This is a genomic window from Mesorhizobium sp. CNPSo 4670 (assembly GCF_057784235.1).
Genome location: NZ_JBWJFQ010000016.1, coordinates 78,553 through 91,825, shown reverse-complemented (window position 1 = coordinate 91,825; position 13,273 = coordinate 78,553). Strand labels below are relative to the sequence as shown.

Annotated in this window: 11 protein-coding genes; 5 read left to right on the top strand and 6 right to left on the bottom strand. The window is 58.8% G+C overall.

Going from position 1 to position 13,273, the window contains the following annotated elements; genetic code table 11:
* Positions 1 to 394 precede the first annotated feature (394 nt).
* The 6 genes from AC0ZT5_RS24235 to AC0ZT5_RS24210 are packed head-to-tail and all read right to left on the bottom strand — an operon-like array spanning position 395 to position 6,446.
* Positions 395 to 1,501 (bottom strand): alcohol dehydrogenase family protein, encoded by a 1,107-nt coding sequence (locus AC0ZT5_RS24235; protein WP_488498488.1) that lies wholly within the window; start codon positions 1,499 to 1,501, stop codon positions 395 to 397.
* Entirely contained in the window at positions 1,498 to 2,619 is a 1,122-nt protein-coding gene (locus AC0ZT5_RS24230; RefSeq protein ID WP_488498487.1) for a mandelate racemase/muconate lactonizing enzyme family protein, read from the bottom strand. The genes AC0ZT5_RS24235 and AC0ZT5_RS24230 overlap by 4 nt, the downstream gene beginning before the upstream one ends.
* A complete protein-coding gene (locus AC0ZT5_RS24225) occupies positions 2,616 to 2,996 on the bottom strand; it encodes a carboxymuconolactone decarboxylase family protein (RefSeq protein ID WP_488498486.1) in 381 nt (126 codons plus the stop codon). The genes AC0ZT5_RS24230 and AC0ZT5_RS24225 overlap by 4 nt, the downstream gene beginning before the upstream one ends.
* A 12-nt stretch (positions 2,997 to 3,008) precedes the next feature.
* Positions 3,009 to 4,460 carry an aldehyde dehydrogenase family protein gene (locus AC0ZT5_RS24220; RefSeq protein ID WP_488498485.1) on the bottom strand — a complete coding sequence of 484 codons (1,452 nt, stop codon included), beginning with the start codon at positions 4,458 to 4,460 and terminating at the stop codon, positions 3,009 to 3,011.
* Positions 4,453 to 5,553, bottom strand: a complete 1,101-nt coding sequence (locus AC0ZT5_RS24215; RefSeq protein ID WP_488498484.1) for an aromatic ring-hydroxylating oxygenase subunit alpha — start codon at positions 5,551 to 5,553, stop codon at positions 4,453 to 4,455. Before AC0ZT5_RS24215 ends, AC0ZT5_RS24220 begins: the two co-directional genes overlap by 8 nt.
* Entirely contained in the window at positions 5,550 to 6,446 is an 897-nt protein-coding gene (locus tag AC0ZT5_RS24210; protein WP_488498483.1) for a MurR/RpiR family transcriptional regulator, read from the bottom strand. Before AC0ZT5_RS24210 ends, AC0ZT5_RS24215 begins: the two co-directional genes overlap by 4 nt.
* Positions 6,447 to 6,517: 71 nt before the next feature.
* On the opposite strand from AC0ZT5_RS24210, the gene AC0ZT5_RS24205 reads away from it, so the two are divergent.
* From AC0ZT5_RS24205 to AC0ZT5_RS24185, 5 genes are read left to right on the top strand one after another with little or no spacing between them, the layout of a single operon-like run.
* Positions 6,518 to 8,995: an FAD-dependent oxidoreductase gene (locus AC0ZT5_RS24205; protein ID WP_488498482.1), complete on the top strand. Its 2,478-nt coding sequence runs from the start codon at positions 6,518 to 6,520 to the stop codon at positions 8,993 to 8,995.
* On the top strand, positions 8,988 to 10,283 hold the full coding sequence (locus AC0ZT5_RS24200) for an aspartate aminotransferase family protein (protein ID WP_488498481.1): 1,296 nt from the start codon (positions 8,988 to 8,990) through the stop codon (positions 10,281 to 10,283). Before AC0ZT5_RS24205 ends, AC0ZT5_RS24200 begins: the two co-directional genes overlap by 8 nt.
* 24 nt (positions 10,284 to 10,307) lie before the next feature.
* Positions 10,308 to 11,537: an NAD(P)/FAD-dependent oxidoreductase gene (locus AC0ZT5_RS24195; protein ID WP_488498480.1), complete on the top strand. Its 1,230-nt coding sequence runs from the start codon at positions 10,308 to 10,310 to the stop codon at positions 11,535 to 11,537.
* Between the two features lie 17 nt (positions 11,538 to 11,554).
* Positions 11,555 to 12,304 (top strand): electron transfer flavoprotein subunit beta/FixA family protein, encoded by a 750-nt coding sequence (locus AC0ZT5_RS24190; RefSeq protein ID WP_488498479.1) that lies wholly within the window; start codon positions 11,555 to 11,557, stop codon positions 12,302 to 12,304.
* Between the two features lie 24 nt (positions 12,305 to 12,328).
* A complete protein-coding gene (locus AC0ZT5_RS24185) occupies positions 12,329 to 13,267 on the top strand; it encodes an electron transfer flavoprotein subunit alpha/FixB family protein (protein WP_488498478.1) in 939 nt (312 codons plus the stop codon).
* The last annotated feature ends 6 nt before the right edge of the window (positions 13,268 to 13,273 follow it).

Genomic DNA, 13,273 nt, shown 5'->3' with positions numbered 1-13,273 from the left:
CAGCGTCAGGATTGACGCCGATCTCCGGTCCGTCAGGCGGCGATATCTCCCCGCCACTGCGCGCGGATGCGCCAGGGTCCAGGCCCGGCGCAACATATCCGGACAGGTTGCAGGTGTTCAAGAGCCAGCTTACGGGGGTGGCGGCGGCCAAGTGAAGCAATGCTCCAGTGGTGACGTCAGATCCCCACGTTATCCTCGATGCACATCTGGGCGCCGAGATGCAGTCTCGACCGTCTCAAACAAACGGGAGGGGGAAAAGAATCCTTGACCCGCCGCCCCAACCAAGCCCACCCGTCGTCAGGCACGCCATCCTCACCGCGCTCGCGCTGCCGCCCCCAATCCGTTGTCCCCACTGCCGCAGAACCCTCTCCGCTAAAAATCTGCCAAAATAGTGTTAGGACGTGGTGACCACGATGTTCCCGACGTGCCGTTTTTCCATAAACAACTGCTGCGCTTGACGGAGCTCCCGCAAAGGGTACTGCGCTGCCAGCAGCGGCTTCAGTAGTCCCTGCTCAATGAGGCCTACAAGTCGCTTAGCCGTGCCAGGTGGCACAATGGTTGCGCCAGTGAGTTGCAGATCCTTGTAGATGAGCTGTCGCAAATCGAACTCGACTGTGGGCCCTGAAATGGCGCCGCAGCTGGAGTACCGTCCTCCTTGGCGCAAAGCCTCAATGAGATGACTGAAAATTTTGCCTCCGACAACGTCAATCGCGACATCGACCTGGCCGCCTACCGCTGACCGAATTGCGTCAGATAGCACCGGTGTGTTTCGATCAACCACCGCATAGGCGCCAAGTTCCCTGAGACCGGCCATCTTCGACGGGCTCGCTATAGCAATGACCCGCGCTCCGCGCAGCCGACACAGCTGCACAGCAGCTGACCCTACTCCGCCCGAAGCTCCCGCGATCACCACTGTCTCGCCGGGTCGAAGATCCGTTCGCGCAACCAGGTTCTCCGCCGTCGTGTACGCGCAGGGGAATGTTGCAAGCTCGGCATCGGAAAGCTCGGTGTTGATACGCAGCGCATTGCCGGAGCGTATCACCGTATATTCGGCAAAGCCGCCGTCGCACTCCGATCCGAAATAGATCGCATTGGCAAGGTCCATCCAATCACCGGTGCCAAGCAACCAGGGATCCACAATAACCCGCTCACCAACACGCGCGGGATCCACCCCCTCACCGACACCAACGATGGTGCCAGCGACATCAGCGCCCTGGATCAAAGGGAACCGAACCGGCGCACCACCCCAGCTTCCTTCCTCTGATCGAGCGTTGGCAAAGCCATCGCTGCCGGTCGATGGCGTAATTCCGTCTGTTACCGATTTGGAATACCAAGCCGTGCGAGTGTTGATGTCCGTGTTGTTCAAACCACAGGCACCGACCCTGATCAGAACCTGCCCAGCGGCCGGCGCCGGAATGGGCCAATCTTCCCGGTAGTGGAGTTTATCCAGGCCGCCGTGGCCAGTAAGTACAACGGCACGCATCACGGATTGTGAGCTCACGTAAGTCTCCCGGAATGGAACGTTGATACCGGTGTCCCAAGCCGGTCGGCGTCGGGGCTCACTCCTAGGCCGGGGGCCGAGGGGGGCGTAGCATAGCCTTTGACATTCCGCGCCCCTTGACCTGGAACAGGATCGACGGCCAGATGGTGATGACAAAGCCAGCTCGCCAGCCTGTTTTCGCGCGGGGTGGAGGACGCAAGGTGTATGGCTGCCGTGTCAGCTAGGGCGGATCCCCCGAGATCCTCCAAATGCATCTGCCAGCCGACCGACACGCCGAAGTCGCGTATCTGCCTTGCCTTGGTCAGCCCGCCAACGCGATTAGGCTTCACCTTGACGCCCTCGCACGCACCGAGCTTCCATGCATCAAGATGATCCTGGAAGGTATGCAGACACTCATCGAGCATAATAGGCTGTTTCACCCGGCTTGCCACTCGCGCGCATTGCGCAAGGGTTTCGCAAGGCTGCTCTACCCATCCACGCAAGGCGACATTGTTCAGGACTTGAACCGCGACCGCAGGAACCCAGGCGCGGTTCACGTCATAGGTGACAATTTCGTCTGGACGCAAAGCCGCTTCGATTGCCTCTATCCTCGAGATGTCAACGACAGGGTCACTGCCACCAACCTTCGCCGAATGCGTCCGATATCCATGCTCGTAGGCCTGACGGATCAGCGCGATCATCTCGTCGTTCGATCCGGTGGAAATAGACGAGTTGACGGCAACCGGATCGGCTTTGTCGCCCCCAAACAACCGCCAAAGAGGCATTCCAGAAACGCGCCCCAGTATGTCCCAGCACGCCATGTCGAGTGCCGATTTGACATAGAGGTGGCCAGGCAAGGCAACGTCCATCGTCCGATTGATGGCGTCGAGCGCGCAAGGATCCTGGCCCAATAGAGAGGGCGCCAGCGTTCCAATTCCAGCACGAATACCGGGCCCATGGGCGGGTAGATAGGTGTTCCCCCAGGGGCAGCCTTCACCCCAACCCGATACGTCCTCATCGGTGTCGATCCGGACGAACGTGCTGTCGAGCTTGTCGAAGCGGAGCCGTCCTCCCGACAGCCAATACGGTTTCGAAAGAGGCAGGTCTACCTGCCAGACGGTAATGCTGGTGATCTTCATAGCATCCCTTGCTCCTGCAGCACTTTGCGGGCAACGCGAAAGCACTCGAGCGCCTGGGGAACGCCGCAATAGATGCCGACAACGTGGATAACAGCGCGGATTTCGTCAGTTGACACGCCATTGGTAATGGCGCCACGGCAATGGGTTTCCCATTCCTGCATTTTGCCCAAAGCGCCGATCATGGCGAGGTTCATCAGCGAGCGCGTTTTCGCGTCGATCGTCTCATCTCCCCAACCAAAACCCCAACACCATGCTGTCATCGCCTCTTGAAAGGGCCGGGTGAAATCATCGGCCGCAGCGAGATTGGCTTCGACGTACTTTGCACCTAACGTGGCCTTGCGCTTGGCAAGACCGACGTCAAACAAATCCTGTTGCAACGGAGTTCTCCTTCAGCGAATGGCAATCGCGATGTTTTTGGTTTGCAGGTAGTTCCAAAGCGCCTCTCGGCCTTTTTCGCGGCCGTAGCCGGATTTGCCGTAGCCACCAAAAGGTGTCTCGACGCCCCCGGCGTACCACTCATTGACGAACACCTGTCCGGCTCTTAAGCGCCGCGCATTCTTCATTGCGCGATCGACATCTGCCGTGAAGATGCCGGAGACCAAGCCATAATCGGTGCCGTTCGCCAGACGCAGCGCCTCATCGTCACTGCCGAACTTCAAAACCGAGAGAACAGGCCCAAAGACCTCCTCCCGTGCGATCGTCATATCCGGTGTTACGTTGTCGAAGACGGTCGGCTCCAAGAAAAATCCTGGACGGTTGAGGCGCCTGCCACCGACGACCGCCCGACCTCCCTGCCGCTCGGCTTGCCGGCACATGGATTCAGCTCGATTGCGCTGCGCGTCCGAAATCATGGCGCCCATGTTGGGACCGAAATCGGGCCTATCCACGCCAGGACCTGCTGAAATGGAGCGCGCCATGTCCGCAACGCGTTCAACCACTTCATCGTGCACATCCTCATGCACGATCAGGCGAGACATAGCGGAACACACTTGGCCGGCGTTGAAGAAGATCCCCCAACGGACATTCGACACAAGGTTGTCCAGGTTCGCGTCCGGCCAAGCGATCGCTGCCGATTTACCGCCCAGTTCAAGCACGCACGGAACCACATTTTTTGCGGCGGCCGACGCGATACTGACCCCTGTGGGAACCGACCCGGTGAAAACAATCTGATTTACGTCGGGGTGGCTGACGAGGGTCCCGCCCGCCTCGCGGCCCAAGCCGCAGAGAATGTTCACCGCCCCCCGCGGCAGCCCCGCGTACTCGGCTGCGCTTGCGATGAAAGAATTGGTCAGAGGGTCGAGTTCAGGCGTCTTTACGACGCACGCGTTGCCCGCTGTCAGAGCCGCCGACAACGAGCGTGCGGTCATCTCGAGTGGATAGTTCCAGGGGACGACATGCGCGGATACGCCGAACGGTTCATAGACCGTGAAATCGTAGTAGCTGTCTCCGAGAGGTATGGAACGACCTTCGATCGTTTCGCACTGATTGCCGTAATACTCGAAATATCGAGCCGCCCCTTCCACCTCGATGTGGGCCTCCCAAAGCGGTTTGCCCGCTTCGCGGCATAGGACATAGGCAATCTCATCGATATGATCGAGCAGATAGGTGCCCATCGCCCGCACCATTCGCCCCCGCTTGACGGGGCGCATTTCTGTCAACGCGCCGGACTCATGACAGGCCTTGGCAGCCTTTACCGCGCGATCAACGTCTTGCGCGCTCGCCAAGGCTTGCTGCGCAAGCGCCTCTCCAGTTGCAGGATCATCGACGGTGAGATTTCCGGCACCGCCGTCGGCCCACTCGCCATCTATGTAGTTCTTCCAATAGGCCTTGATCTCAGACATCGACACCTTCACGCATCCACTGCTGCAACATTCGTACCGAGTGCTCGGAGTTCACACCGCAGTTCGGATCGATAACGAGCGGACCCGGTCTGTACCCGCGACTGTGCAAGCCGCGCTGGACGGCTTCGACGATATGGATATCCTCTTCGACGGTTGTCGCCCTGTCCTGGATCGCCAATTTTCGGATGATGTCGGACTCGGCTCCGTCGATCGTATACCAACCACGCCAGACGACGACTTCGTCGACATTCTTAATGCGCCAGTGATAGGTGTTGAGAATGTTGCCGGGATAAACCTGAAAGGAAAATGTCGGCCAAAGAAACCAGGATGAATATTCCCCAGCGCGCGCATTGGCGTTGAGGTCAATGGGATAACTCATTCGGTCGAGATTCTGGCATTCGGTAGTATGACGCAGACAATAGCCCTGAGGCTGGATGTCATATGTTTCGGGCTTTATAACCCCGGTAGCAAACGTCTTATGATTCAGAGCACAGTGGTAGCATTCGGAATAGTTCTCGATCGATACCTTCCAGTTGCAGCTTTCAGGAATCTCGACCCATTCCAGAGGCTTCAGCTGGTCGATGTGAGGGACAAATTCCGTCAGCTCCTGGCGAACTTTTGGGAACCATTCGTCCATCGGTTTGGCGTGCGGATCGAGATTGACAAAAACGAATCCGCAAAACAGTTCGACGTTCACGCTCGTCAGACAGATGTCGTTGCGATCGAACCCTGGGACGGCATTGACGTTGGGCCCGCCTCGCAGCTTGCCCGTGAGTTCATAGGTCCAGGCGTGGTAGGGGCATACAAGAAGCCGAGCGTTCCCGCTTCCCCGTACCAGTTCGTGCGCGCGATGCTGGCATACATTGTAAAAAGCGCGGACCTGGCTATCTCTGTCGCGAATGCAAAACAGGTTTTGCCCTGCGAGCTCAAAGGTGAAGTAATCGCCAGGTTTCTCCACCAAAGAGGAATGGCCTGCGAATTGCCACGTCCGGCTCAGAAGTCCGTCTTCTTCCTTGGCGAAGATGGTAGGGTCGGTATAGTACCGCGCTTCCAGCGATCGCAGGGGCTTCGGCGGCTCGGACGAAACGTTCATCGTGGTTCCTCTTTCCAATAGACACCAAGCTCGTAGCGGCGTTTATGAAACCGCTCGATATTACTGACTGCATCGGCCGCCGCTTCAGCCACCACGAAAGCAACGATCGTTTCAAAAAGCGCCGTCAAGGCAACGGTCGACGGGAAAAACTGCGGCGTGTCGGTCGGGATGACGAAACGTTGGTCGGCGCGGGCCAGGATAGGCGACGCGGGACTGTCGGAGATGCCAACGACCTTGATGCCATAGGCGCGAGCCAACTCCACGGCCTCGACGACCTCGCGCCGGTACGGCTTGAACGTCATCGCTATCAGGAGATCGCCTTTCTCGGCGCGAACCAACCCGTCGACAGGAAGCGATCCCTCGCGCGGAATCGCAACGACGCTGTCCACTGCCATGCTTGCCAGATAGGCGAAATTTCGGGCTACCGAACTGGCAAAGCCCAAGCCCAAGACGTAGGTGGTGCGCGCCTTTACAATGGCATCCGCCAGTTGCTTGATCTCGGTCGCGCTCGTTCCCGAAAACAGACCCTCGATATTCTCGATCGACGTCGATGCCATCTGGCTATAGAGGCTGGCCAGTTTTCCGCCTTTGGATAGCGACTGCAGCCAGCGAGCCCGGTCGGGAAAATCCTCGCGTCCGCGCATCACTTGCTCGCGAAAGGGTTTTCGAAAATCCTCGTAACCCTCAAAACCAAGCGCGCGCGCCATTCGCACCAGCGTATTGGGCTTTACGTCCGCGCCTTGCGCCATGCTTCTAATCGACGTGATGCTGATCATGTTCGAATTCTCGAGCACGTGGGCAGCTGCCTTCTGCAACTCGGGAGTGAATGTAGATAGCCGGCTCGTCAGAGCGTCGAGAACCATTGTGGCTGTTTTTACCTTTGGTACAGTCATGTGTTTCATCCTTGACAATCGTACACTTGTTCGATAGCCCTGTCTACAGGCAGTTTTCTCGGGAGACGACAATGAGCATATCTCACGCGCGGGTAGTAATCATAGGCGGAGGCATCATGGGATGCGGCCTCGCCTACCACCTTGCGCATGAAGGCTGGACCGACATCGTATTGTTGGAGAAGGCCGAATTAACGTCAGGATCGACGTGGCATGCCGCCGGGCAGATCACACATTCGACCTCTAGTTTTTCACTCGGAAAATGCGTCGGCTACAACATCGATCTCTATTCCAAGGTGCTAGAAAAGGAGACCGGACAATCCGTAACCTGGCATGGCTGTGGCTCTTTACGGCTGGCTTACTCGGATGACGAACTTGACTGGCTCCGTCAGACCTTGAGCGTCGGAAAGGCGCTGGGCTTCACCATGGAGTTGGTAGATCTGGAGCGCATCAGACAGCTTCATCCCTTTTACAATCTCGAAGGCGTGCAGGCGGCCTTGTACACGCCCGAGGACGGCCATGTTGACCCTTCCGGTGCCACCTTCGCACTCGCGCAAGGTGCACGTCAGCTCGGAGCTAAGATCGTTCGCCAATGTCGGGTCATGGACGTAAAGCCAGAGCCCAACGGCGAATGGCGCGTCTTTACGGAACAGGGCGAGATCGTTTGCGAGCATGTCGTTAACGCGGGCGGCACTTACGCGCGCCAGGTTGGCAAATGGGTTGGGCTCGATGTCCCCACCACCTCCATGACCCACCATTACTTGATAACGGACACGGTTCCGGAATTCATGACGCTAGAGAAGGAGCTTCCTGTCGTTCGGGATGATCGGTTGGTATCCGGTTACATCCGGATGGAGCAGAAATCTGGCCTGATTGGCATCTACGAGAAGGCGAAGCCCAATGCTGTCTGGATCGAAGGCTGTCCATGGGAAGCCGAGCATGAGCTGTTCGAGCCTGATTACGATCGCATCATGCCTTGGCTTGAAAATGCGATGGGTCGGATGCCCGTGCTTTCCCAGCTCGGCATCAAGCGGGCTGTGCATGGTGCCATTTCTCACCCCCCGGACGGGAACCCACTGATCGGCCCAGCGCCGGGACTGAAGAACTTTTGGCTCAATTGCGGCTGTCAGATTGGCATCGGTTGGGGGCCAGGGCTGACGCGCGAACTGGCCCGTTGGATGGTTCACGGCGCCGCCGACATCAACATGCGCGACTACGACCCACGGCGTTTTGGCAAGTTTGCCGATTCAGCCTATCAGGCCACCAAGGCAAAAGAAGATTACCTTCTGCGCCATGAAATACCCTTCCCGCACCTCAACCGTCATGATGGACGGCCGGTCAAGCCAAGCGCACTTTACGACCGCCTGCAGAAGCGCGGTGCTGTGTTCGAAGAGGTATATGGTTGGGAGCGCCCTCGCTGGTTCGCGAGGGACGGTCTTGAGCAGAAAGACTACTACTCGTTTCGACGGCCCGCCTGGTTTCCGCTCGTTCAGAAGGAAGTCAATGGGGTGCGCGAATGTGCCGGCCTGATGGATATCTCAGCCTTCTCGAAGGTTCAGGTGTCCGGCCCGGATGCTGCCGGGTTCGTTGATCGACTGATACCGAACCGGCTCCCGTCGAAAACCGGCCGAATTGCTCTTACGCATTTGCTTAACGATAGAGGTCGCATCGAACTGGAAACGACGATCGTTCGCTTGGCGGATGACAGCTTCTACTTCACCTGCGCTGCCTTCTTCGAACAGCGCCTCCTGGACCACCTGACGTTTGCGCGTACGGCGAACGAATCCGTGACCATTACCAATCTTTCGGATAGGTGGGGCGCGCTTGCGCTTAACGGGCCACGGTCACGTGACATTCTGGGACCGAATACCCAGGTTGATCTTACAAACGCGGCTTTTCCCTGGCTGACGGCTCAGGAAATCGAAGTCGCGGGGCAGAAGGTTTGGGCGTTTCGCATGTCCTATGCGGGCGAGCTGGGCTGGGAATTCCATGCCTCTAGAGAAAGCCTGCCGGCTATCTACGATGCCCTGCACGCCACCGGCAGCGCCTTCGGCTTAGTCGACTACGGCTCATTCGCAATGAACGTCATGCGCTTGGAAAAGATGTTCAAGGGAGCAGGAGAATTGACCAATGAAGTGACGCTGCCAGAGGCCGACGTCATGCGTTTCGTGAAGTTGGACAAGCCACAATTTGCCGGAAAGCAGGCGACGTTGGAAGCAATGGAGAGAGGGCCGAGTTGGATTTGCGCTTATCTTGCCATCGAAGCCGACGGCGTGTCCGATGGCAATGGCGGCGAAGCGGTGTTGCTGGGTGATCGGCAGGTCGGCTCCGTCAGCTCCATTGCTTATTCCTCGACTGCGGGGAAAATCCTGGCCTTCGCCTATGTCGCTCCCGAAGCTGCGCAGGTCGGAACGAATTTGCAGGTCATGGTGCTCGGCGAGCCTCGAGCGGCGTCAGTTCTCGGCGACGCCGTCTTCGATCCCAACAATGAACATCCACGGGTTGATGCTGAAAGCTCAAGCCCGTCCAAGAAGGTTGCGGCACATGCTTGACACCGTCGGGAATGCTAGTGCCACACAAAGCGATTGGGTGAGCCGGGCGAAGGCAGTCTTACCCGGCGGTGGATTTGGAAATTTTGATCCTTCCATCGTCATACGAGAAGGCCATGGCGCTCATGTCTGGGACGAGAATGGCAAGGAGTATATCGACTTTTTGATAGGCTCGGGACCTATGATCCTAGGTCACGACAATCCCGAGGTGATCGAGGCCATTCGCGAGCAAGCGACGAGGGGGCTTACCTTTTTCGCCAGCAACAGGCATGCGATCGAACTTGCGGAAATCATCTGCGAGGCGGTGCCGTGTGCAGAAAAGCTTCGATATGTTTCGACGGGCGGCGAGGCGGACATGTACGCCATGCGCCTCGCACGAGCGCATACTGGTCGCGATAAGATACTAAAGTTTGAGGGCGGCTATCACGGGATGTCGTCTGAAGCGCTTATCAGCGTTTTTCCGGACCGAATTGAGAATTATCCCAACGGTGTTCCAGACTCGGCTGGGATTCCGGAGCAAGTCCGGGACGGCGTCTTCGTCGCGCCCTTCAATGACGTTGAATTCCTGCGTCAATTCCTGGCCGAGCATGGCTCGAAGATTGCCGGGATCATCGTAGAGCCGCTCCAGCGCTTGATCCCGCCGGCGCAAGGCTTCCTGGAGACATTGCGCGAGGAATCGTCGAAGCGAGGCATCGTTCTAATCTTCGACGAAGTTGTCACCGGATTCCGCCTGGCCTACGGCGGCGCTCAGGAGCGATATGGCGTGGTGCCGGATTTATGCACCTTGGGCAAGATCATCGGCGGCGGCCTTCCGCTTGCAGCAGTTGCGGGGAAGACGGAGATCATGGCCCACTTCGACAGAGCCGCTGTTGGGAAGGACGGGTTCACGCTTCAGATCGGGACGCTAAGCGGTAATCCACTTGCCGCTGTGGCCGGCCTCAAAACCTTGGAGATCCTGCGTCGACCCGGTAGCTACGACCGACTTCGAGAATATGGCGTAGCGGTCATGGGCATGCTCAGCAGCGCGCTCGACCAAACCGCTGCCGCTTACCAGATCGTTGGCGATCCAGTGCTGTTTGACGTGGTCTTCACCGAGCAAACCGTGAAATCATATCAAGACGTCGCAAAAGGCAATTCCGCGGCGGCCGGTAGATTCAATACCGCCCTGCGTGAGAAGGGGATTTTCAAGTCTCCGGGTAAGATCTACCCATCCCTTGCCCTGACCGACAGTGATCTGGCCTGGACGAAAGAAGCAATCGATCACGCTGCCACTAGGGTGCTGGCAGCATAGAGCACAAAAATCCCTGAGGAATATATGCAGGACAATGTTGTCATTGTCGGCACGGGGCAGGCTGCGCTCTCATGTGCCGTAAGATTACGCGACTGCGGCTACGAGGGCGCCGTTACCATGCTTGGTGATGAGCCATGGCTGCCCTACCAAAGGCCGCCGCTGTCCAAGGCCTACCTGAAGGGCGAGACAACAGCGGAGCGATTGGAATTTCGTCCTCAGGAGTTCTTCGCAAAAGCTGGAATTGTGCTCGAGCGGGGCAGCCGGGTTACCTCCGTCGATCGGGGCAACCGAAGTGTTACAACATCGGCCGGCAGAAGCTATGCTTATACCAAACTCGTTTTAACCACAGGCTCGCGGGCACGGACCCTTCCGGAAGCGATGACGCACGGCCTCGACGGGATTGTGACCCTGAGGAGCATCGCGGACGCCGATCGCCTTCGGCGCGCGTTAGCAAGTGGAAAGCGCATCGTCGTCGTTGGCGGCGGTTTTGTGGGGCTGGAAGTTGCTTCGATTGCTGTTCGAATGGGCCATGGAGTTACCATTGTCGAAATGGCCGACCGTGTCCTCAAGCGCGTCGCGGGCGCTCCAACAGCTCAAGCGATCGAAGACCTCCATGTGCACCACGGTGCGACCATCCTAACCAATGAGCAACTGTCAGGATTTTCTGGCGACAGCGGCAAAGTCTCGAGCGTATATTTGCAAAGCGGGAGGATGCTTCCTGCCGATTTGGTGCTGGTTGCGATTGGTGGCGTGGCGAATGTCGAGCTCGCCGCGGAAACCGGCCTGACAGTCGAGAATGGCATCGTTGTTGACAGATACGGGCAGACATCCGCCCCCGACATCTATGCGGCTGGCGATTGTGCCGCTTTTCCTTTTGGCGGTCGGCTAATCCGCCTCGAATCGGTACAAAACGCCATCGAGCAGGGCGTCGCGGTCGCAAGTGCCATTATGGGCAGACCGGTGGCATACGAGCCTGTCCCTTGGTTTTGGAGCGACCAATACGACACCAAGTTGCAAACAGCTGGTCTGGCACTTGACTACGATGATATCCTCCCGGTGTCCGTGCAACCGGGCTCTTCGGCGTTTTGGTACTTTCGCGACGGCTTGGCCGTGGCCGTCGACACGATGAATGACGCAAAAACGCATATGGCCGCGCGCCGGCTCTTCGGAGCTCGTGTCGAGCTCCGGCGTGAATTGTTTCTAAAACCCGACTTCAACCTCATGCAGTACGCCCGTACAGCTACCGCGTCTTAGTGACTAAGGGAAAATCGATGAAAGTGCTTGTGCCCGTGAAGCGGGTTGTGGATGCGAACGTCAAGGTTCGCGTGAAGGCCGACGGTTCGGCGGTTGAGCTTGCCAATGTGAAAATGGCGATGAACCCGTTCGACGAAATCGCGGTGGAAGAGGCGATCCGGCTCAAGGAAGCCGGCAAGGCAGAAGAGATCATCGTCGTGTCGATCGGCCCGCAGCAGGCGCAGGAAACCTTGCGCACCGCGCTCGCCATGGGCGCCGACCGTGCCATCCTGGTCAAGACCGACGAACAGACCGAGCCGCTCGGCGTCGCCAAGGTGCTGAAGGGCGTCGTCGACGCCGAACAGCCCGGCTTCGTCATCCTCGGCAAGCAGGCGATCGACGACGATTCGAACCAGACCGGCCAGATGCTGGCGGCCCTGCTTGGCTGGGCGCAGGGCACGTTCGCCTCCAAGGTTGTGCTCGACGGCGACAAGGCCACGGTGACGCGCGAAGTCGACGGCGGCCTGCAGACTGTGGAATTGAAGATGCCGGCGATCATCACCGCCGACCTGCGCCTCAACCAGCCGCGCTATGCCTCGCTGCCCAACATCATGAAGGCCAAGAAGAAGCAGCTCGACGAAAAGAGCCCGGCTGACTACGGCGCCGACGTCAAGCCGCGCCTCAAGGTCGTCAAGACCGAAGAGCCCGGCGGCCGCAAGGCAGGCGTCAAGGTCAAGAGCGTCGCCGAACTGGTCGACAAGCTCAAGAACGAAGCCGGCGTGTTGTAAGCGATCGGGAAAGGAACAGATAAAATGGCAATTCTCCTCATCGCCGAACACGACAACGCCAGCCTTTCCGACCAGACCGCCAAGGCGCTTTCGGCGGCCTTGCAGATCGGCTCGGATGTGCATGTGCTGGTGGCCGGCAAGGGCGCCAAGGGCGCTGCCGATGCCGCCGCCAAGCTGAAGGGTGTCAGCAAGGTGCTGCTCGCCGAAGCCGACGAACTGGCCGAGCGCCTCGCCGAACCGACGGCGGCCCTCGTCGTGTCGCTCGCCGGCGGTTACGACACCATCATCGCGCCGGCGACCTCATCGGGCAAGAATGTCGCGCCGCGCGTGGCCGCCCTGCTCGATGTCGCGCAGGTCTCCGAGATCATCGAAGTGGTGTCGCCCGACACTTTCAAGCGGCCGATCTACGCCGGCAACGCCATCCAGACCGTACAGTCGACCGACGCCAAGAAGGTCATCACGGTGCGCACCGCTTCATTTTCCGTCGCCTCCCAAGGCAATGCGGCTGCCGTCGAGATTATCTCGGCGGCAGCCGACCCGTGTGTATCGTCCTTCGTCGAGAACAAGCTCTCCGACACCGACCGTCCAGAACTGACCTCGGCCAAGATCATCATCTCTGGGGGTCGTGCGCTGGGTTCGGCGGAAAAATTCCAGGAGGTCATCCTGCCGGTTGCCGACAAGCTCGGTGCCGCCGTCGGCGCCAGCCGCGCCGCTGTCGATGCCGGCTATGCGCCGAACGACTGGCAGGTCGGTCAGACCGGCAAGGTCGTCGCCCCCGATCTCTACATCGCGGTCGGGATTTCCGGCGCCATCCAGCACCTGGCCGGCATGAAGGATTCGAAGGTCATCGTCGCCATCAACAAGGACGAGGAGGCCCCGATCTTCCAGGTTGCCGACTACGGCCTCGTGGGTGATCTGTTCGCCATCCTGCCGGAGCTGGAAAAGGCGCTCTCAGGTGGCTGAAGCGAG

Bases quoted from the DNA above. Each gene is read 5' to 3' on its own strand.
- AC0ZT5_RS24195 (WP_488498480.1), top strand. From the start codon at position 10,308: ATGCAGGACAATGTTGTCATTGTCGGCACGGGGCAGGCTGCGCTCTCA.
- AC0ZT5_RS24210 (WP_488498483.1), bottom strand. From the start codon at position 6,446: ATGACTGTACCAAAGGTAAAAACAGCCACAATGGTTCTCGACGCTCTG.
- AC0ZT5_RS24215 (WP_488498484.1), bottom strand. From the start codon at position 5,553: ATGAACGTTTCGTCCGAGCCGCCGAAGCCCCTGCGATCGCTGGAAGCG.
- AC0ZT5_RS24200 (WP_488498481.1), top strand. From the start codon at position 8,988: ATGCTTGACACCGTCGGGAATGCTAGTGCCACACAAAGCGATTGGGTG.
- AC0ZT5_RS24190 (WP_488498479.1), top strand. From the start codon at position 11,555: ATGAAAGTGCTTGTGCCCGTGAAGCGGGTTGTGGATGCGAACGTCAAG.
- AC0ZT5_RS24230 (WP_488498487.1), bottom strand. From the start codon at position 2,619: ATGAAGATCACCAGCATTACCGTCTGGCAGGTAGACCTGCCTCTTTCG.
- AC0ZT5_RS24220 (WP_488498485.1), bottom strand. From the start codon at position 4,460: ATGTCTGAGATCAAGGCCTATTGGAAGAACTACATAGATGGCGAGTGG.
- AC0ZT5_RS24185 (WP_488498478.1), top strand. From the start codon at position 12,329: ATGGCAATTCTCCTCATCGCCGAACACGACAACGCCAGCCTTTCCGAC.
- AC0ZT5_RS24205 (WP_488498482.1), top strand. From the start codon at position 6,518: ATGAGCATATCTCACGCGCGGGTAGTAATCATAGGCGGAGGCATCATG.